Here is a 20196-nt window from a genome sequence, read left to right on the forward strand (position 1 = left end):
TCATCCCTGTGGCCTCCTGAGCTTAGAATCAGGAAATGGGCCAAGTCAATCGATTGACTACACTGTATCCCTATGATTAGCTGCGCCCACGCGCTGGGAGGCGCTGGCTGTGCGGGGCTTGCCCGTCGCAGCACATGAAGATTTCAAAGGGAGGTTTCAAAGACCATGAAGACGTTGCTGACGACTGCCGCAAGCGCGGCGGTGCTTGCCCTGAGCGCTGTGGCGGCGCAGGCGCAATGCGACTGGAAGCCCGAGCGGGCGGTCACCTACATCGTGCCGTGGGGTGCCGGCGGCGGCACCGATGCCAACTCGCGCATGGTGGCCAGCATGCTGGAACGCAAATGGGGAGTCCCCTTCAATGTGGTCAACCGCACGGGCGGCAATGGTGTGACCGGGCATTCGGCGATCGCCAATGCCGAGCCGGATGGCTACACGATCGGTGCCGCGACGGTGGAGATCAACACCATGCACTGGGTGGGCCTGACCGACCTGACCTATGAGGACATCACCCCCCTGGCCCTCGTCGATATCGTGCCGGCCAGTGTGCTTGTGCGCAAGGACAGCCCCTTCGAGAGCCTGCAGGATCTGCTCGACCATGCGCGCGAGAATCCGGGCGAGCTTACGGCATCGGGCACCTCGCAGGGCGGCATCTGGCATCTGGCCCTGGCCGGCATGCTGAATGCCGAGGGCCTGGCGCCCGACGCGATCCGCTGGATTCCCTCCCAGGGTGCGGCACCCGCCTTGCAGGAGCTGATTGCCGGCGGTGTCGATGTGGCCACGCCGGCCCTGTCGGAGGGCAAGTCGCTGGTCGAGTCGGGCGAGGTGAGGGCGCTTGCCTATATGCACGACACGCGCATGGAGGCGCTGCCGGACGTGCCCACCACGAAGGAGCTTCTCGACAGCGGCTGGACGCTGGCGGCCTGGATCACCGTAAGCGGCCCGGCCGGTCTTCCCGAGGAGATCGCCTGTTCCTACGAGGCGGCCTTGAGCGAGCTGTTCGCGACCGAGGAATGGGCGGAGTTCAAGGCCAGCCGCGGAGCCGATGTGGTCTCCATGAGCCGCGAGGAGCTGGCGGAGATGCTGCGCACCTCCAACGTCGCCCTTGGTGAGACCATCGAGGCCATTGGCCTGGCCAAGTGAAGCATCCTTAGGAAGAAGGAGCGCATTCCGGGTGTCCCCGGGATGCGCCGGGCAGACGACGATGATCAACCGGACGGATTTGCTGGCGGGGGTTGGGCTGTTCGTGCTGGGCGCGGCCATGGCCATCGAAGCGCGGGGCTTCCCGAGCCTTGGCGGCATGGCCTTCGGGCCTGATCTCTTCCCCACCATAACCGCGGTGGGCCTGATGGTCAGCGGTGTTGGCATTGTCGCAGAGGGGGCAACCCCGGCGCGTCGCGCCGCGGCGGCGCAGGCCGGCGAGCAGGCGCGCGCCCTGTGGCCGATGCTGGCGGTGCTGCTCACCATCGCCTTCTTTGCCTTGACCCTGCCGGTGCTTGGCTTTCACATCGCCGCCGCATTGGCAATGCTCGCCGCCGTTCGGGTGTTCGCAGGCGGCTGGGGGCTGGCTCTGTCGGTCGCCATCGTGGCGCCGGTCATAACCCATGTCATCTTCTACACATTCCTGCGCGTACCCTTGCCGTGGGGGCTGATGGCCCCCCTTGCGTGGTAGATCCCATGGATATCGCAGCCATTCTTGCCGCTGTTCTGGCGCCCAAGCTTGTCGTGACCGTGGTGGTGTGCACGTTCTACGGCGCCTTTGTCGGTGCCATGCCGGGCCTGACGGCCACCATGGCAGTGGCGCTTCTGGTGCCTTTTACCTATTTCATGGACCCGGCACAGGCGGTGGCCGCGATTGTCGCAACCACTACGACGGCCATCTTTGCCGGCGATATCTCCGGCGCCCTGTTGAGGATGCCGGGCACGCCGGCCTCGGCGGCCTATGTGGAGGACAGCTATGCGATGGCGCGCGGCGGGCGGCCGCGCACGGCGCTGTTCGTTTCCCTGTTCGCCGCCTGCATCGGCGGCATCATCGGCGTTGCCATCCTTTCGGCGGCTGCCCCGCAGCTTGCGCGCGTGGCGGCCAGATTTTCGAGCGACGAGATGTTCTGGCTCGCCTGCCTGGGCTTGAGCTGCGCGGTCTTTGTCGGCGGGGCTTCCGTGCCGCGCAACTTCGCAAGTCTCTTCATCGGCCTCGCCATTGCGACCGTCGGCATCGACGTGGCGGTCGGCCATCCCCGTTTCACCTTCGGCATCAACGATCTTCTCGATGGCATCTCCTTCATCCCGGCCATGATCGGCATGTTTGCGGTTGCCGAGCTGCTGCGCAATGCGGAGACGCGGGACCCGGTGCGGCTCGGCCGCCTGAAGGTGGAGGGGCTTGGCAAAGCGGTTGCCGCCGGCTGGCGCGAGGTGCGCGGCCGGAAGATCAATGTCGCCCGTTCGGGCATTGCCGGAACGGTGATCGGTTCGCTGCCCGGGGCGGGAGCCGATGTGGCGGCATGGATCTGCTATGCGATTTCGCGCCGCTTCTCCAGGACGCCGGAAAGGTTCGGCAAGGGCCATACCGAGGGCATGATCGACGGCGGTGCCGCCAACAATGCGGCGCTGGCAGGCGCCTGGACGCCGGCGCTTGTCTTCGGTATTCCCGGCGACAGCGTGACGGCCATCGCCATCGGCGTGCTCCTCATGAAGGGGTTGACGCCGGGACCGCAGATCTTCAGCACCGATGCGCTTCTCGTCTACACGCTGTTCGGATCCTTCTTCCTGGCCAATCTCGTCATGCTCCTGTCGGGCACGCTGGCCATTCTTGCCGCAACCTTCCTGCTGCGCGCGCCGCGTTCCGTGCTCATGCCCAGTGTTCTGATCCTCTCCATGCTGGGGGCCTATGCCATTCTCGGCAGCACCACTGCGATCTGGATCGTTCTGGCGCTCGGCCTTCTGGGTTATCTGATGAGCCATGCCGAAATCCCCATCGCTCCGGCCATTCTGGGCATTGTCCTGGGGCAGGTGGTGGAAGACAATTTCATGGTTTCGATGATGAAGGCGCAGGGCGACCTGTCGGGTTTCTTCGCCCGTGAGACCGCTGCGTTTCTGGGCGTGGCGACGATTCTGATATGGGGTCTTCTGCTCGTGCGGGCCGGTCTTGAACTGGCCGGACGCCGTCCGGCCGCATCTTCGAGGGAAACGAACACATGATGATGAGAAATCGCCTGAAGGCGCGAATCGCGGCTGGCGAGACCGTAACCGGCGCCTGGCTGGAGCTTGGCAGCCCCGAGGTGGCGGAGATCCTGGTGCGCACCGGTTGGGATGTCATCGTCATCGACTGCGAGCACGGGGTGGCGGACCTTGAAGAGGGGTTCAATCTGGTGCGCGCCGTCGAGGCAGCCGGTGGCGAGGCGGTGATGCGCGTTCCCGACGGCGCGGATACGACGCTCAAGCGGGCGCTCGACCGCGGCGTGCGTTCGCTGATGGTGCCGATGGTCAACTCCGCCGAGCGCGCGCGCGCGGTTGCGCACTCATGTCTTTACCCGCCGCGTGGCGGGCGCGGCTATGCCGCTCCCATCGTGCGCGCCTCCGGTTATGGCGCCTTGCCCGGCTATGCGGCCAATGCCCACCAAGAGCTGTTCCTGATGGTGCAGATCGAGACGGCCCAGGCGGTTGCCGAGCTCGATGCCATTCTGGCCGTCGAAGGCATCGACATGGCCTTCGTCGGTCCCAATGACCTTGCCGGATCCCTCGGGTTCTTCGAGCAGCTCGAGCATCCGCGCGTACAGGAGGTGCTGGGCGAGATCGAGGCCAGGATCGGTCGCGTTTCGCGCACCTTCGGGACAATCGAGGGGGCCGGGCGTGACTATGCGCGGCTCAAATCCCTCGGCTATCGCTTCATCGTCGGGCCCAACGACATCAGCATGCTGGCGGGTGCCGCGCGCGCCGCGGCGGCGGTGCGCGACGCGCAGTTGAAGCACGGCTGAGAAAGGGAAAAGGCCGCCCGGCCTGGTTTCTCAACCCATCAGCCGTGGCAGAAGCAGGCTGATGGCCGGGAAGGCCACCAGGAGCACCACCCGTACGATCTCGGCGAGGAAGAACGGCATCACGCCCTTGAATGTCTCGCGCATCGGCACATCGCGGGCCACGGAATTGATGATGAAGACGTTGAGCCCCACGGGCGGCGCGATCGGCCTTGCTTCAGCGCTTGAAACGCGCCATGGCGCTCTCGAAAGCGCCGGAGATGCTGTCCCAGGCCCTGTCGAACCCGGACTTGACGTCTTCCCAGGCGTCGTCGCTGGCTTCGCGAAGCTCCTTGAGCTTCGCTTCCGCCTCGTCGCGCCGGGCACGCATCTCGTCGAGCTGCTTCTGATACTGGATCTTCGCGTCGGCGTTGGCCTCTTCCATCTTCGCCTTCATCTTGTCGATGTCGGCGTTCCACTGGTCGAGCCGGGCCTTCGCCTTCTCGATAAACTGCTCTCTCTCGGACATCGGCTAACTCCTTATCTTGAAATTCGAAACAAGGAACTTCTTGTCAGGATAAAGATCTTTCCCTTCCAAGAAGGGTACCTCGGGCGTCATGCACCAACGGCAGACGCCTGACATGCCCCATTGCCGGGGGCGCGAAGGAAGGACGGTGACTCACAAGAGACCACGCCCTCACAGGCATTCATGTAGTCATCACCTGCGCCGTTGCAAGTTTCGGGAGGCCGGGTGGCCATGGTTTCCATGGCCTGCCACGGCCGTCATCCACCGCTGCAGCACGTCGACCCTGCGCGGCTACGCCACGGCGGCACCGTGGATTTCCTGCCGCGGCGATGGCAGTCCTCCCTCTGGCCGATGCGCCTACCGCTTAAGAGGCTCTTTGCCGCGCCGCAGCGCAGCGTGGAAGATGGGACACGAGCGGCAGCCCGGCGGAAAATGCCATGAAGTTCAGCAAGACGCATCTTGCAGGTGTCTGGCTCATAGAGAGCGAACCCTTCACCGACGAGCGTGGTTCCTTTGCCCGGATCTTCTGCGGGAGGGAATTCGGCGCGCGCGGTCTCGAAACCCGCTTCGTGCAGCACAATGTCTCGCGCACGGTGCGGGCAGGAACCCTGCGGGGCCTGCATTTCCAGAAGGCGCCCCATGGCGAAACGAAACTGGTGTCGTGCCTTGCGGGAGCCATATGGGATGTCGTCATCGACCTGCGGCGCGATTCCCCCACCTTCTTGCAGTCCCTTGGCGTCGAGCTGACGTCGAGCAACAACCGCCTGCTCTATGTGCCGGAGGGTTTTGCGCACGGTTTTCAGACACTTGCCGACAATGTTGCCGTGAGCTACCTCATGTCGCAATTCTATGTTCCCGAGGCGTCGGCGGGGCTGCGTTTTGATGATCCGGCGCTCGCCATCGCCTGGCCACGTGTTCCCACGGTCCTATCGCGTAAGGACCGGAACTGGCCGCTCCTGGAGCAGTCTGCTTGCTGAACCGATCGGCCGGCGGAAGGGCGGCAAGCGCTTTCACGCCCGGCCCTCATATTGTTTGAAAAGCGCGTGCAAGATCTTTCTGGCCATCGTGCAGCTCTCCTTGCCGAACCTCTCCTCCTCATTGTGAAGGGCCGTAAGGGCGTCGGTGAGCAGCCCCTCCACGTCCTTCGTTGAAAGGACCTGGGAAGCGTGGAGCTCGAGCAACAACGATTCACTGATGTAGAGGGCAGCGAGCGCGATCGCTTTCGGTTTGGCATTGAGGATCAGGGGTTCTGCGCGCGAGATGCCTTCGACCGACTTCTTCTTTGCCATGCGGGTTTCCATCCGGCTCCACCATGCCAACCGGCACTGGTGCAAGACCGTGTCCTGCGGTGATTGACGTCACGTCCAAAAGCCGGGATTGGGCGGCTTCCATTCGAAGCCCGCTTTTCGGGAGTTCCGGGCGTTTCCGTATTGTTTGGCAAAGGCCCGATTTCTCGAAAACGCCAGGCTCCTGGCAGCTGAGATCCTTGGCGCATACTAGCCCGGCGCGCGGCAAGTTCCCACGGGCGCAATCTATGGAATTCGGCCTAGCTCCGATTGGCTAGTTATCCTTGCCCCTATCCAATGTAACAATATTGCTGGAATGGTGGTGTGACGCAAAATGACAGTTCACCTATGGCCTGAAGTCAAGCAGGCACAGAAGTTGCAGACATGGTTTAACGTCGACGATAGGAGAATTGTCGAAGAGCTTGGCTTTATCCTGAAGAATTATCCTCAAGATACGGTTGTTCAGCGCAGAACCCTGGAGGAGGACAAGGTCTTTCTGGTGCGGTCCGGATGGGGCTGCCTGTACAGCCACCTCCCGGACGGCGACCGTCAGATCACGGATTTTCCGATGCGGGGCGACATCGTCATCCCGCGCGACCATCGGGACGATTCAGGCGAAACGCTGTGCGCCCACACGGCGCTTGTCTTGCTTGAGGCCCCCGTCAGTTCCCTCTTTGCGGGGCTGGCACGGTCCCCGCCGCTTTGTACGGCCTTCTGGGCTGCCATCAGACGGCAAAGGGCAATTCTTGCCCAGCACCTCGTCAGCGTGGGCTGCAGAAGGGCCATCGCGCGGGTTGCCCATCTTCTTCTCGAACTGGCCGTTCGGCTGGAACAGACGGGCGAGATCACGCGGTATGAATTCAGGTGTCCGCTCACGCAATATGATTTTGCCGACGCGCTGGGACTGACGACAATCCATATCAACCGCGTGCTGCGCGAGCTCAGGGAAAGAGGACTGGTCGAGTTCCGCTACGGTTCGGTTCGATTTCTGAACAGGCCCGGTCTGGAGCGGCTTGCCGATTTTGACGGCGCATATCTGGCATAGGCTGTGGTTGGAGATGTAAGAAGGCCGTAGAAAGAAACAGACTATAGTATAATCCTGACGGAACATTTTCTGCCGGGAAAGGTTTATTATAATGTATAAGAGTAAACAAATTTATCAACTTCATTAATATATGTTAATTTATAGAAAGGTGCTCCGTGGTATATACAAAACTGGGTTTGGGTTCTTGATCTCAGAAAGATCGGCGATCCATTTCTGCTTCTTGTGCGATCGGCTGAATAAACTGGTCAACCATGGCATGAGAAGCATGTGCACCAGTAAGGGAGTAAGGCCATGCACACCTCAATTCGGGCCGACGAACGTACGGCCACCGGAATTCTGTCTCGAGAGGATTATGATTCCGGAAATGCGTTCTGCGATGATCGCGATCCAGAAGCGACACCGGAGAAGTCCCTCGTCATCCTCGACAGTCGCACGCTTGATCGGGAGTGCCTGACCCAATGCCTGCGCGCCCGGGGCCTGGAGATGGATATTCTCGCCTTTGGTTCGATGGATGAATGGCGTGCCAGACGGGATGCGCTCGCCGCCCCCTCGGCCGTGCTGTTCAATCTGGGTGGCCGTCGCTGCTCCGATCCGGGTGTCGCAAAGGAAATCGGCGCCGTGGCCAGCGAGTTTCGCCCGGCGCCTGTGGTCGTGCTGGCCGACAGCGACGAGCTGGCGCAGATCCTGAAGGCGCTTGAATGTGGAGCAAAGGGCTACATTCCCACGTCCACCGGGGTGGGCGTGTGTATGGAGGCGGTCAATCTGGCGATGGCCGGCGGAATCTTCGTTCCGGCCAGCAGCGTGCTTGCCATGCGCAAGGTCATCGACGAAGGCGCCGGCGAGGAGCGCCCCTTTGCCGGCATGTTCACGCAGCGCCAGGAGGAGGTCATCCGTGCCTTGAGGCGGGGAAAGGCGAACAAGATCATCGCCTACGAGCTCAACCTGCGTGAGAGCACGGTGAAGGTTCACATTCGCAACATCATGAAGAAGCTCAAGGCCACCAACAGGACCGAGGTGGCCTACAAGCTGAGCGAGATGTTCCCGAATTAGGGGGTCGTCGGTCAGGGCTTGTCTGTCCGGGTCGACGGGCGTCCGGCCGCCGAGGCAGGCCGGCAAGGTGCGGTGCCGGTTGCGTGCGGCACGTTGCAGAAACCCTCCATCGGAGGGATGCCGGAACGGCGGGGCCGGCGAAGAGGAAGAAGATGGCAGCCGGACTCACCTGTTTCGTGATGAGTGGCGGAGCCGGCGCTCGGCTGTGGCCCTTGTCGCGCGAGGACAACCCCAAGCAGTTTCACCAGCTCGCCGGCAGCGGCTCGATGGTTCTGCAGACCGTTCAGCGGCTGAATGCACGCCCGCGCGGGAAGGCGCCGGTTTTTCTGATCGCATCGGAGCGCCATGCCGAACGTCTTCGCGACGAGCTTGCAGGAGCAGAACTCGCGGGCGGTGGGATGATCTTCGAGCCGGTTGGCCGAAACACCGCAGCCGTGGTCGCCATCGCCGCCCTGCAGACCCTTGCGCTCGATCCGGACGGTCTGTCGCTCGTCGTGCCGTCCGACCACGAGGCCAAAAGCCCGCAGCAGTTCTGGGACACCATCGAGGCAGGCGTCGGTGCGGCCCGTGGCGGCAGACTGGTCGTCTTTGGCGTTCGCCCCAGCCAGCCGGAAACCGGCTACGGCTATATCGAAGTGGGGGAGGGGAGTGGGGACCAGATGCGGGCGGTCGTCCGCTTCGTCGAGAAGCCGGGTCGCGACGCCGCGAAGAGCTATGTCGAGTCCGGTCGCTTCTTCTGGAATACCGGCATCTTCCTCTTCCGGGCCAGGACGATGCGCGATGCCTTCCTCAAGCATTGCCCGCAGATCTGGCACCAGGCCGAGGCGGCCTTTCGAGAGACCAGCAGCGATCTTTCCGGCACCTATCTGGCGCTGGAACCCTATGAGCGCATTCCGGTCGTCTCGATCGACTACGCCATCATGGAGAAGGCCGAGGGTATCGTCATGATCCCGGCGAGGTTCCATTGGAGCGATCTCGGCTCCTGGCAGGCCCTGCTGGCTGCGGGTGTGGCGGATGGCAACGGAAATGTGGTGGTCGGCGATGTGCTGGCGATCGGCTGCTCGGACTGTTATCTGCGCAGTCACGGGCGCCTTCTGTCGGCGACCGGTTTGAAGGGCGTAGCAGTGGTGGCGACGCGGGATGCGACCTTTGCGGCGCCCGTGAGCGAGAGCCAGAACGCCAAGCGGGTGGCGGAAACGCTGGAGAGGAGCGGGCGTCTCGAGGCGAAGTTCACGCCCGCGGTGGATCGCGTGCTGCTGCCGGGTGCGTGGCGGCAGCGGGTTGCGCATTGGCTGCTGGATGAGGCGTTGCCGCTTTGGTCCCGGGCTGGCGTGGACGAGCGGCATGGCGGCTTTTTCGAGGCGTTGTCCTTTGCGGGCGAGCCGGTGATGAAGCCCAAGCGCATGCGCACCATGGCGCGCCAGGTCTATGCCTATTGCGTGGCGGCCAGTCACGGCTGGGACGGCCCGGCGGATGATCTGATCGAGCACGGCATTGCCTTCATGGCGCGGGGCCGCACCCGACGCGGCGGCTGGGCGCGCGCCTTCAACGTCGACGGAACGGTGGCCGATTCCTGTGAAGACGCCTATGACCATGCCTGCGTGCTTCTGGCGCTTGCACACGCGCATCGGGCGGGACATCCCGAGGCGCTGCAGCTTGGCGAGGAAACACTGGCCTTTCTCGATGCCCATCTCGAAGACGAGCGCCTGAGCGGTTTTCGCGAAAGCACGGACGGCGCAAGATACCGGCGATCCAATCCTCACATGCATTTTCTGGAAGCGTTCCTTGCCTGGCACTGGGCGACGGGGAATCGCGGTCATCTGCGCCGTGCCGCGCGCATCGTCGACCTGTTCCGCAGCCATTTCTTCGATCCCGAAAGCTGGACGCTGGGCGAGTATTTCGACGAGGAGTGGCGCCCTGCCGACGGCGAGGCCGGTCAGTGGACCGAGCCTGGACACCACTTCGAGTGGGCGTCCCTTCTCATAGAATTTGCCGAGCGCAGCCGGCGCAGCGATCTTGTGGGCTTTGCGCGCAAGCTCTATGCATCGGCCATCGCCCATGGGCTCAACCGCGCCACCGGCCTTGCCTATGGCGCCGTCTCGCGAACGGGCATGCCGCTCGACAACATCTCCAGAAGCTGGCCCCAGACGGAGGCCATCAAGGCAGCCCTGGCACTGGACAGGACGGACGGACCGGACCTGAAGCCCGAGATCGAGGCGCGGGTGGGCCGTCTCTTTCACTGGCACCTCGATCCGGCCCCAAGGGGGTTGTGGATCGACAGGATTGACGAGAGGGGGCGCGCGGTCGCATCCGACGTCCCTGCGTCGATCTTTTATCATCTCATGATGGCGTTGACGCAGTATCTGGACAAGATGGAGCCGGCGGCGCAGGCTTCCGGCGTTGCGGAGGGAGTGGCCGCGCCCTTTGCCCGTTCGCCTTCTCCCGCATCCGCCGCTCGGTCCTGATTGTGGTGCGGTGCCCTCACAGCAGGCGCAGCTTGCGCATCATGAACGCCTCGGCATAATGCTCGGGCGCGCGGCACTCCATGCCGCGCAGACGCGCAAGCCCGCGAAAGGTTTCGGCATCGAACCAGTCCTTGGACCGTTGGCTGGCGAAATGGCCGTCAAGCAGCGCAATTTTCCGTTCGAGAATGTCCTTTGAAAGCGGAACATAGGCATTGAGCGCGGCCAGGTCGCCATCCCACTTCGGCACCTCATATTCCAGGATCAGGTGATCGCGAAACAGGTTCCATGTCAGCTTTGCGATCTCGCGGTGATCCTGGTGGGCGTCTTCCAGCCGATGCGTGAAGATGACATCGGGCGCGGTTTTCTCCCGGATGGCGCTCAGCCATTCCTTGATTGCCGTGCTCTGGCTGGGAAAATGGCTGTCGTGGAAAGAACCGAGCTCCATCCGGTGGCCGGCGCATTCGGCCAGCAGGGCGTTTGCCGATGCGCGGGCTTCCTCTTTCCGGCCCCCCGGGGCAGACAACACGCACCAATCCACCTCCAGCCTCACGCCCGCGGCGATCAGGGCGAGAATTGTGCCTCCCGCGCCGATCTCGATGTCGTCGGAATGGGCTCCGATGCACAGTATGCACAGCGAACCGCCGGCGGCCACCAGCCCCAGGGACTTCATGACGCGGCCATGGCGACGGTCTTCCTGGCGCGTTCGGCGCGTGTGCGCGCATCCCAGGGCATGTCGCCCTTTTCCACCATGTCCTCGAGGGACTGCCAGTCGCGCAACGTATCCATCGAGCGCCAGAAGCCCTTATGCTTGTAGGCCATCAGCTGATCCGCCTCGATCAGCCGGCGGAAGGGCTCGATGACCAGTTCCTCGCCTTCGCGCATGAAGTCGAAGATTTCGGGGCGCATGATGAAGTATCCGCCGTTGATCCAGATGTCGGAGCGGTCCGAGGTCACGAACTGGCGTACGGAGCCATCGGCGGCGATGTCGGCCAGGTGATAGGTGAGCGGCGGGCGGACCGCCAGAAAACAGGCCAGCTTGCCGCTGGCCTCGAAAAGCCTGGTCATTTCGTCGAGGTCCACATCGGTCAGTCCGTCGCTGTAGTTGGCGAGGAACATTCTTTCGTTCCTCACGTGGTGGCGGGCTGCCCACAGCCGCTCGCCGATGTTGCGCCAGATGCCCGTGTCGATCAGCGTGACGCGCCAGTCGCTGTCGGTCTCGTTGAGAAGCTGGACGTTCTGGCCCCCGGCGGTGATCACGCAGTCGGCGAAGGTCTGGGGCCGGCTGTTGAGGAAGAACTCCTTGATGACATTGGCCTTGTAGCCAAGGCACAGGACGAAGTCCTTGTGCCCGTAGTCGCTGTAATATTGCATCACGTGACGCAGGATCGGCTGGTGTCCGAGCGGGATCATGGGCTTGGGCACCGCCTCGGAATACTCGCGGATGCGGGTGCCCAGACCGCCGCAGAACAGAACGACCTTCATCTCGCCACCTCCTTCGGATCGAACACGCTGACAAACGGAATCGGCACGACGAACCTGGCGCCCCATGCGCCCACATGCGCCATCTGGCGCACGATCTCGTCCTTCAGATTCCACGGCAGGATGAGGATGTAGTCGGGCTTCGCCTCGTCGATGGCGCTGACCGGCCGGATCGGTATGTGCATGCCCGGCGTGAAGCGGCCGTGCTTGTAGGGATTCCGGTCGACCGTGAAATCGAGGAAGTCCGTACCGATGGCGCAATAGTTGAGCAGGGTGTTGCCCTTGCCTGGCGCGCCATAGCCGCAAATCCGCTTTCCCTCGTTCTTGGCCGAGACGAGAAAGGACAGCAGGTCGCGCTTTGCGCGCTGTGCCCGCGTGGAGAAGGAGGTGTAGGTGTCGATCCTTGTCAGGCCGAATTGTCTTTCCCGCTCGATGAGTTGGCCGACGCGGGGGCTTTCGGCGTGCCGGCTCGATCGACGTGCCAGATAGACACGAAGCGAACCGCCATGGGTCGAAAGTTCCTCCACATCAATCAGCTTCAGCCCGTGCCTTTCGGCAAGCTTTCCCACCGTGAGCAGCGAGAAGTAGGAGAAATGCTCATGGTAGATGGTGTCGAACTGATTTTCCGCGATCAGCGCCTCGATATGGGGAAATTCGAGCGTGATGACGCCCTCGGGCTTGAGCAGTCGTTCCATTCCGGCGACGAAATCGTTGAGATCCGGCACCTGCGCCAGCACATTGTTGCCGATGATGAGGTCCGCGCTCCGTCCTTCGGCGGCAAGCCGGCCCGCAAGGGCGACACCGAAGAAGTCGACGCACGTCGGAATGCCTTTCTCGATCGCCACCTTCGCGACATTTGCCGCAGGCTCCACGCCGAGCACGGGAATGCCCTGCGGCAGGAAATGCTGGAGCAGATAGCCGTCATTGCTGGCCAGCTCCACGACGAGGCTCTGCGGGCCGAGGTTCAGGCGCTCCTTGATGGCAAGGCAGTAGCGCCGTGCGTGCTCCACCCAGCTCGTCGAGAACGAGGAGAAATAGGCATACTCGGTGAAAATGGCGCGGGGAGTGAGATACTCTCTCAGTTGCACCAGGAAGCAGTCATCGCAAACCAGGACATGCAGAGGATAGTAGGCCTCCATCTGGTCGAGCTGGTCGATGCCGAGAAAGCTCTCGCAAGGCGGCGACATTCCGAGATTGACAAATGTATGTTCGAGCGGTTTCCCGCACTGCCGGCACGTGGCTGCCGGGCCAATGGCGTGCGTTTGCCTGTCCGCCTTGGCGGCCTGTATGTTCATGCCCGCCTCCAAATCGTGAAAGCCGCCGATCCCCGGCCTGGATCGCGCCGCCGGTCCCTTGCGGTCACGTGGCCTTGTGTCATCCTGCGCAAGGATACCCGGCTGTCCTTTTGCCGCCGACCTGTCATTACGGTTTTCGCCATCATCCAAACGGCGCATGCGGCGTCTTTTCCGGCAGTCTGAAAAGGGGATGGCATCGGGCTGCGCGGCGCTGCCTTCGCCCTCGATTGGCCGATTTGCCGAAAGGCTCAGCCTTCCGGTGCAGGTCGGTCGGCGGTCTGGTCGCTCACCGTTCCGAGCAGCCCGTTGTCATGCAGACGCCGCGCAGCGTCGGCGATCTCGGCATAGGGGAGTCCCGAGCGCTCGGCCATGGCAAGCAGGGAGTGCCGGCCGTCGGCCAGATTGAGCACCCACAGAAGCGCCATGGTCGCCTGGCCGGTCTTCCTGCCGCCCGTTGCGGCGTAGAGGCCGCGCCTGCCCAGTTGCGGCTCGCCCATGGGACAAAGGCTGAGGGGTGTCCAATTCCCTTCGGCGATCTCGATGGCCTGCCTGACGAGATGGTAGGACTCTCCAAGATACCGGGGGCGGATGAAGGAGAGATTGTCGGCCGAGGTGTGGTATTCGCGGAAGGTTCCGAAGAGGCTGCGCTGGAAAAGGCCAACGGGCAGATTGAAGCCGGGCGAGCAATATTGGCGCTCGTCATAGCCATAGGGAAAGAAGTCGAGAACACGTCCGCGCGGTTGGCTGTCGCGCAAGAGGCAGGCCATCGCGCGGTCGATGAAGGCATCCCCCTGACGGCTGCGCTTGTAGGTGGGGCCGCCGCCGTCGCCGACGCATGAAACGATGAGACCGTGGTCGATTCGTGCCGCGGCCGTCTCGTTTCCGTGCAGCCAGGCCAGGGCGCCGATGGTGCCCGGCGCAAAGATGAAGCGGTAGCTGAGCCGCGTGCTGCGTCTTGACAGCTCCTGCGCCAGGAGGGTCAGCAGCGCCAGGCCGGAGCAGTTGTCGTTTGCGAGCGAAGGATGGCAGATGTGCGCCGACAGGAGGAATTCCCGCTCGCTTTCGCCGCGGTGCAGATACTCTCCATAGGTCAGGTGCCCGTCGGAAAGCTCGGCGTCGACACGCACTTCATAAGGCCCATCCGGCAGCGCCTCAAATTGCCGATGCGCCATGCAGAAGCCCCATGTCTCCGCGTAGTAGGAGGTTCGGTAGGGAATGAGGTCGGGTTGTTGAGGCAGGGTGTGAACATGCTGCTTGAGCTCGTCCAGGCCCACCGTTGCATGGATTGGCGCGCTGTAGTTCACGACGTGCAGGTTGTTTTCCGCGAAATCGACGATCCTGTGGCCGGAAGCATCCTTGATCCAGGCTTCACGGATGTTCCATTCCTTCGGAACCGTCCAGTCGAACAGCCGGTTTCCCGTGGGAATTTCGACGCGGCGCAGATCGATGTGACGGGCGAGGATGTCGAGGGTCTGTCGCACGCCGGCGCCGGTGATGCTGCGGCATATCGGATAGATTTCGCTGGCCAGCGCATGGATCGCCTCGCCGATCTCGCTGTCCACCGTGTCGGGTGACGGCGGATGGGTGTCGGCCTGCGGGCTCATGATCCTGGTCTGCCGTCAGCCCGCCGCCGCAGCCAGCCTGCCGGCGGGATTTTCGGGCGCGGCGAAACGGAGGTCGGGCCGCAGGATGCCTTCGGCGAGAAGCATGCGAATATGGCTGATGCGCTGATAGCGCGGACCCTCGAACTCCTCCTTGGCGAGCCCGGCGCTGCGATAGGCCCTGTAGAGCTGCTCGGCACCGCGGCGCGCATCCCATCGCGCCTGGAACGCGGGCAGAATGCGGGCGATCTTTTCAAAGCTCACCCGGTAGGAGCGCTTGTCGGGGCCTGCATCGGCCGCAAATTCCAGCCGGCAGTCGGGCACGGTGTCGGCAACGATCCGGGCGATGTCGCGGATGCGGTAATTGTGCTCCGTCCGCCCGACATTGAACGCTTCGTTGTGGACGGTCTGCCTCGGTGCGGCGAGGCCGGCGATGAAGGCACGACAGATATCTTCCACGTGGACGATGGGCCGCCAGGGGCTGCCGTCGGACTTCAGGAAGATCTTGCCTTCGGTCACCGCCCAGGCGACCAGATTGTTGAGCACGATGTCGAAGCGCAGCAGCGGCGACAGGCCATAGGCGGTGGCGGGCCGGAAGTAGGTGGGGCAGAAGTCGCGGTCTGCCAGTGCTGCAATATCACGCTCGGCGCGGACCTTGGACCATCCATAGGCCGTCACGGGCTGCAGCGCCCCGGTCTCGTCGACAAGGTCGTCGCCCGAAAGGCCGTAGTTGCTGCAGGATGAGGCGTAGAGAAAGCGCCCGACTCCGGCCTTCTTGGCGGCTTTGGCAAAGCGAACGCTTCCGTGATGGTTGATCTCATAGGTTGTTTCGGGGTCGAGATTGCCCAAGGGATCGTTCGACAGCGCTGCCAGATGGATGACCGCATCGAATCCTTCGAGTTCGCCGGGGGTCACGTCGCGGATGTCCTTGCAGATCTCGGGGATGGCGACGGGCTTGCCGCCAGGCGCGTAGGCGCAGCGCCGGTAGAGGCCGCAGTCATAACCGCAGACCTCGTGGCCGGCCTCGAGCAGTTTGCCGATCATAACCGAACCGATGTAACCACGGTGGCCCGTCAGCAGAACCTTCATGATCTTGCAAGCTCCCGAGCGGAAAGGGGCAGGACTGCACGCAACGGGACAGACCCGAACAATCCTCGCAAGCCTTCATAGCAGCGGGCAGAATGGGCGGCGATGCAGCCGATCGGCTTATCGGTAGGCGGTGCGCCGTTTCCGGGTCAGTCTTTTGGAAGGCCGGTTACCGCTTCCGGTGGGCATCCCGCCTCCATGGCTTCGCCCAGCGCCCGGCAGGGCCACGAAAGGCGCATGTCCGGACATTCCGGCATCTGCAGGATGCCCGTGCTTCCGCCTTTCGGCGGGCTGCCGGTGCCTCTCGTATCAGGGGGCTCGTCCGTTCGGCTTGCAGCCCGAAAGGGCAGCGCATGCTAGACTGTGATTGGCCGTTGCGGCGGTTCCTCGCAATCCCCGGTCCGCTGGCGGCTGGACCGCCCGTGTCAAGCCCCCTCTGCACGGGCGGTCATTTTTCGACCGGGTGGCGCGAAGGGGCGTGGACCCGAAGCGCTGCTACAGCATTTTGCAGCCAGATGGAATCACCTGGCGTCGCACAAATGCGGCAAAAACAAAGAGATGGACCGGATCAGCGTTTCATTGAAACGATGAACCGGTCTAGGATGCGGCGTCGGCCGGGGCCGCCCGCGCCGACCCATGGGGCTGGTTGAAGCGGCGATAGACGATCTGTGACGGCCTACCGACGAGGTGGCGCTCCACGCCATCTTCCAGGGCACGGGCATAGATCACGAGCGCTGCCTCGAAGGCCCCGATCGTGCGGGTGATGTCTTCGTCGTCATGGCTGTAGCTGACGACAAGCGAGGGCATCAGCACGCCTCGGCGGATCGTCTCCTGCAACAGGAGGGAGCGAAAGGCCTGCGAGGGCCTGCCATCGGGGCCGAGGGTGGCATACATCAGGCAGCATGGCCGGCCGACAATCTTGACGAACGCCTCAAGTCGGTGAAGTCGAATGACGTTCTCCAGCCCCTCCTTGAGCGCGCGGCCCTGCCGGTGAAGGTGCTCGATGACGGGTTCTCCGCCATATATGCGCATCGTAGCCATCGCCGCTGCCAGCGCGTGTGTCTCTGCCCCATGCGTGGTCGAAAGGAGGAACACCCGCGGCCTGTCGGTGTGGTCGAGCCCGCCGAGGCGCATGAATTCGCGTTTGCCCGCCAGCGCAGAGACGGAGAAGCCGTTGGCGAACGCCTTTCCGAAGCACGACAGGTCGGGCTCGACGCCGTAGAGGTGCTGGGCGCCGCGGGCGTGCCAGCGAAAGCCCGTAATCATCTCGTCCAGGATGAAGAGCGCACCTTCCTCCCGGCAGATGTTACGGACCTTGTGCAGGAAGTTCTCGCGCGGCTCCTCGGTTCGCGCCGGCTCCAGGATCACGGCTGCGATCTGCCCGCGATGGCGCGCAAACAGCGCCTGCACGCTTTCGATGTCATTGTAGCGAAAGGAAACGGTGCGTTCCCGCACAGCCTCGGGAATGCCGGCATTCATCGGCGTTGTCGCGATGAACCAGTCATCGGTGGAGAAGAACGGGTGGTCGGCACAGATGGCGATGAGCTCCCGGCCGGTATAGGCGCGTGCCAGACGCACCGCGCCCGAGGTGGCATCGGAGCCGTCCTTGCAGAATTTCACCATTTCGGCGGAGGGGATGAGGTCCAGGAACGTCTCGGCACATTCAACCTCGATCCGGGACGGCCGCGTGAAGTTCGCACCGGCACCGAGGGCTTCCCTGACCGCCTGCAGGACCGGGGGATAGGCGTGACCGAGACCCACCGCGCGGTTGCCCATGCCGTATTCGATGAATTCGTTGCCGTCGACATCCCAGACGTGACTGCCGAGGCCGTGGTCGATAAAGCCAGGTGCCAGAAGGGGATATTGATCGTCACCCTTCGCATAGGTGTGGCAGCCGCCGGGAATGACCCGGTGGGCGCGTGCCCGAAGCGCCTCGGAGACGCGGAAATCGAGGATCGGTGGGTGCATCGTCACGTCCGCCCTGCACTCTGTTCGCGTCCTGGCAGTCTAGCGCAGACCACGCCGAATGCGCCTCGGCCTTAAGGCGTGGACCCTTGGCCGAAAGGGGCTGGTGGGAGGGCATGTGCGGCTGCGGAAGGGCCTTGTCCCCTGCCTGCGTGATTTCGTGGCCGGGACAGCCGGCCCGCCGGGTCCTACCCCCTTTGGTGGCGTTTTCCGCATTGCGGTGGGGGGCTACCCTGAACCCTCTCGTTGTGGAGGATGAGGATCAACGCTTCCGTCATGTCCAGGCTTCTTTTCCTTGGCGCGGTCTCTGCGCGCACCGCCCCCTGCGCCGGGTTGCGCGCCTCGCCCGAAGTCTGTGCATTGGATGCCCCTTCGGCCATTTTGCAGCGAAGCGGAGGCGGCCATGCTTGAACGCAGTCGCCCTCGTGCTCTCGAAAGCGATATTTTCCCCGAACGCGGCCGCGACGGGGAGTTCATCAGCCTCTCGGACATATTGCTTTTCACAAGAAGCAATTTTCTGTCGATTGTGCTTTTTGCGTTGCTGGGGGTGCTTGTGGCGGCCTTCTTCATCGTCACCGGCGACAAGATATACACGGCACGCACACAGATTCTGATTGAGCCGAAGATTCCTCAGCTCCTGCAGCAGCAGGCGGCGGAGGTGAACCTTTCGCTCGACACCTCCCAGGTGGAAACCCAGCTTGCCGTGCTGCGCTCCGAGAAGATCGCCATGATGGTGATCGATGAACTCAACCTTGCCCAGCATCCCGGCTTCAGGGAGTTGAGCGAGACCACCATGATCAAGCGGCTGCAGCGCCTGGCCGCGCTTCTGGTGGAGACCTTCGATCTTGGGGGCATCGATTTCCTGAACGCCCTGGCCAGGGGCGTGGACGAGGACATGTCGATTGCAGCGTCGGCCGTGGCTTCGGCGGATGATCCGGCTTTTGAGATCAGGCGCCGGGCGATCGACGCGTTCGGCGAGGGGCTGGCGGTCAACAGGGTGGGCGTTTCCTACGCCATCGACATTTTCTTCAGATCCCGGGATGCTGCGCTTTCCGCACGTGTCGCCAATGCGACGGCGGAGGCCTTCATGCGCGAGCAACTGGAGACGCGAACGGCGGCCGCCAGCGAGGGGCTCAAATGGCTTCAGGACCGCATCGACGAGGTGCGCGCCCAGATGAACGAAGCCGTGCAGATCGCCCAGGAGTTTCGCGCCCGGCATGACTATCGGATAGGAAGCCGGCTTGACGGCGCCCAGGAGGGTGTGACCGGACCCACACTCGAGGAGTTGGAGGTGACGGCCGACACCTATCGCAAGATGTATGAGAGCCTGCTTGCCGCATTCACGAGCTCGGTGGATCAGAAGCCCTATCTGATTGCCGATGCGCGGGTTATTACCACGGCGACGCGTCCGCTTGGGCCCAGCCACCCGCGCAAGTCCCTGATGCTGGCCTTCGGTCTCACCGCGGGCCTCATGGCCGGAATCGGGCTTGCCTTCAGCCGACACCTGCTTGACCGAACGATCCGCTCGCCGCGTCAGATCCGCCAGGAGCTTGGAACGGACTGCATCGGCGAACTGCCGGTGGTGCGGTTTCGCCGGGGTGGTTTTGGCCGTCTTGACGAGGTGTCGAGATGCCGTCATTCGGCTTTTGCCACGAATCTTCAGAGCGCGCGCGCCGCCATTGCGGTGGCCGATGGCGTCCAGTCTGTGAGGTTGATCGGCATCACGTCGGCCCTGCCAGGCGATGGCAAGAGCACGGTGGCCGCCAATCTGGCAGCGCTCTATGCGCAATCGGGCCTGCGCACGCTGCTCATCGACGTCGATCTGAACCATTGCGCCTTGACGCGCGAACTGCTGCGAACCTCGACGGGAACGTCGGAGGCGGAAGACGATGAGGCCGGCGGCGGAATCCTTCGGATGGAGGGGCGGCTTTACGAATTCATGCCCGCCACGGCGGCGAAGGCCCACAATCTTCTCTCTCCGAAGAGATTGCAGGAGAAGCTGAAGGAGCTGGCGCGCTATGAGATGGTGGTGGTCGACCTGCCATCCTTCATGTCCGGCGTCTCCGCTGTGGAAATTGCCTCGCTGCTCGACGGGGTGGTGATCGTCGCCGAATGGCGCAGCACGCCGCTCGACCTGCTGGTCGAACTCACGCGCACATTGCGGGCCGTCAAGGCCCCGCTGATCGGTGTGTTGATGACGCGGGTCCGTTTGCCCTCCATCCGCCGCCAACGGCGGGATTCGGCCGACCTGCCGCGCTGAGCCAACAGCCGGAATGCGCCTCGGCGTTCCGCCGGGTTCGAGGCTTGCCGGGAAACGGGGCAATCTTGCGCAACGGGTGCCGCGATCTCTAGCCTCTTAGGCGTAGGGCTGCCTGTCCCGAGCTGCTCTCCTACCTCCTTTGCCGTCCTTGCCGCCGAGGGCTTCCGGTTGAAACATTCCCATTGGAAACC

At 63.4% G+C, this 20196-nt stretch carries 17 protein-coding genes and 1 pseudogene; 9 read left to right on the top strand and 9 right to left on the bottom strand.

The genetic code is table 11. The annotated features are described in order from the left end of the window. The first annotated feature begins 165 nt into the window (after window positions 1–165). From NYR58_RS13400 to NYR58_RS13415, 4 genes are all read left to right on the top strand, one after another. Window positions 166–1140, top strand: coding sequence for a tripartite tricarboxylate transporter substrate binding protein (locus NYR58_RS13400; RefSeq protein ID WP_261521378.1), 975 nt, complete (start codon window positions 166–168; stop codon window positions 1138–1140). 61 nt (window positions 1141–1201) lie between these two features. Further along, window positions 1202–1669: a tripartite tricarboxylate transporter TctB family protein gene (locus NYR58_RS13405; protein ID WP_261521379.1), complete on the top strand. Its 468-nt coding sequence runs from the start codon at window positions 1202–1204 to the stop codon at window positions 1667–1669. A 5-nt stretch (window positions 1670–1674) separates the two neighbouring features. Then, on the top strand, window positions 1675–3195 hold the full coding sequence (locus NYR58_RS13410; protein WP_261521380.1) for a tripartite tricarboxylate transporter permease: 1521 nt from the start codon (window positions 1675–1677) through the stop codon (window positions 3193–3195). Then, window positions 3192–3971 (top strand): HpcH/HpaI aldolase family protein, encoded by a 780-nt coding sequence (locus NYR58_RS13415; protein ID WP_261521381.1) that lies wholly within the window; start codon window positions 3192–3194, stop codon window positions 3969–3971. Before NYR58_RS13410 ends, NYR58_RS13415 begins: the two co-directional genes overlap by 4 nt. Window positions 3972–4001: 30 nt before the next feature. Here NYR58_RS13415 and NYR58_RS13420 read toward each other — a convergent pair. Together NYR58_RS13420 and NYR58_RS13425 are read right to left on the bottom strand one after the other, a co-directional pair. Beyond that, window positions 4002–4175: pseudogene (locus NYR58_RS13420) on the bottom strand (TRAP transporter large permease subunit); the annotation flags it as partial. A gap of 10 nt (window positions 4176–4185) precedes the next feature. Further along, window positions 4186–4476, bottom strand: a complete 291-nt coding sequence (locus NYR58_RS13425) for a hypothetical protein (protein ID WP_261521382.1) — start codon at window positions 4474–4476, stop codon at window positions 4186–4188. A 434-nt stretch (window positions 4477–4910) separates the two neighbouring features. On the opposite strand from NYR58_RS13425, the gene rfbC reads away from it, so the two are divergent. Next, a complete protein-coding gene (gene rfbC, locus NYR58_RS13430; RefSeq protein ID WP_261521383.1) occupies window positions 4911–5450 on the top strand; it encodes a dTDP-4-dehydrorhamnose 3,5-epimerase in 540 nt (179 codons plus the stop codon). Between the two features lie 33 nt (window positions 5451–5483). On the opposite strand, the gene NYR58_RS13435 is transcribed toward rfbC, so the two are convergent. Further along, window positions 5484–5762 (bottom strand): hypothetical protein, encoded by a 279-nt coding sequence (locus tag NYR58_RS13435; protein WP_261521384.1) that lies wholly within the window; start codon window positions 5760–5762, stop codon window positions 5484–5486. Window positions 5763–6093: 331 nt separating this feature from the next. Here NYR58_RS13435 and NYR58_RS13440 point away from each other — a divergent pair, with 331 nt between their 5' ends. From NYR58_RS13440 to NYR58_RS13450, 3 genes are all read left to right on the top strand, one after another. After that, a complete protein-coding gene (locus NYR58_RS13440; protein ID WP_261521385.1) occupies window positions 6094–6804 on the top strand; it encodes a Crp/Fnr family transcriptional regulator in 711 nt (236 codons plus the stop codon). Between the two features lie 291 nt (window positions 6805–7095). Continuing rightward, complete coding sequence (locus NYR58_RS13445; protein WP_261521386.1) at window positions 7096–7854, top strand: response regulator transcription factor; 759 nt, start codon at window positions 7096–7098, stop codon at window positions 7852–7854. 152 nt (window positions 7855–8006) lie between these two features. Continuing rightward, the gene (locus tag NYR58_RS13450) at window positions 8007–10319 is read left to right on the top strand and encodes an AGE family epimerase/isomerase (RefSeq protein ID WP_261521387.1); all 2313 of its coding nucleotides are present in this window, start codon (window positions 8007–8009) and stop codon (window positions 10317–10319) included. A 16-nt stretch (window positions 10320–10335) separates the two neighbouring features. Here the strand turns inward: NYR58_RS13450 and NYR58_RS13455 are convergent, their stop codons facing one another. The 6 genes from NYR58_RS13455 to NYR58_RS13480 form a co-directional block, all read right to left on the bottom strand. Beyond that, window positions 10336–10989, bottom strand: a complete 654-nt coding sequence (locus tag NYR58_RS13455) for a PIG-L deacetylase family protein (protein ID WP_261521388.1) — start codon at window positions 10987–10989, stop codon at window positions 10336–10338. Further along, window positions 10986–11801 (bottom strand): sugar phosphate nucleotidyltransferase, encoded by an 816-nt coding sequence (locus NYR58_RS13460; RefSeq protein ID WP_261521389.1) that lies wholly within the window; start codon window positions 11799–11801, stop codon window positions 10986–10988. Before NYR58_RS13460 ends, NYR58_RS13455 begins: the two co-directional genes overlap by 4 nt. Continuing rightward, entirely contained in the window at window positions 11798–13093 is a 1296-nt protein-coding gene (locus NYR58_RS13465; protein WP_261521390.1) for a class I SAM-dependent methyltransferase, read from the bottom strand. The genes NYR58_RS13460 and NYR58_RS13465 overlap by 4 nt, the downstream gene beginning before the upstream one ends. A gap of 248 nt (window positions 13094–13341) precedes the next feature. Then, window positions 13342–14697 (bottom strand): DUF4910 domain-containing protein, encoded by a 1356-nt coding sequence (locus NYR58_RS13470; RefSeq protein ID WP_261521391.1) that lies wholly within the window; start codon window positions 14695–14697, stop codon window positions 13342–13344. Between the two features lie 15 nt (window positions 14698–14712). Beyond that, window positions 14713–15783 (bottom strand): NAD-dependent epimerase/dehydratase family protein, encoded by a 1071-nt coding sequence (locus NYR58_RS13475; protein ID WP_261521392.1) that lies wholly within the window; start codon window positions 15781–15783, stop codon window positions 14713–14715. 594 nt (window positions 15784–16377) lie between these two features. Continuing rightward, a complete protein-coding gene (locus tag NYR58_RS13480; RefSeq protein ID WP_261521393.1) occupies window positions 16378–17748 on the bottom strand; it encodes a glutamate-1-semialdehyde 2,1-aminomutase in 1371 nt (456 codons plus the stop codon). A gap of 400 nt (window positions 17749–18148) precedes the next feature. Here NYR58_RS13480 and NYR58_RS13485 point away from each other — a divergent pair, with 400 nt between their 5' ends. Beyond that, a complete protein-coding gene (locus tag NYR58_RS13485) occupies window positions 18149–20005 on the top strand; it encodes a nucleotide-binding protein (RefSeq protein WP_261521394.1) in 1857 nt (618 codons plus the stop codon). Window positions 20006–20196 lie beyond the last annotated feature (191 nt).

This window comes from Chelativorans intermedius (assembly GCF_025398255.1).
GTDB classification, from domain to species: domain Bacteria; phylum Pseudomonadota; class Alphaproteobacteria; order Rhizobiales; family Rhizobiaceae; genus Chelativorans; species Chelativorans intermedius.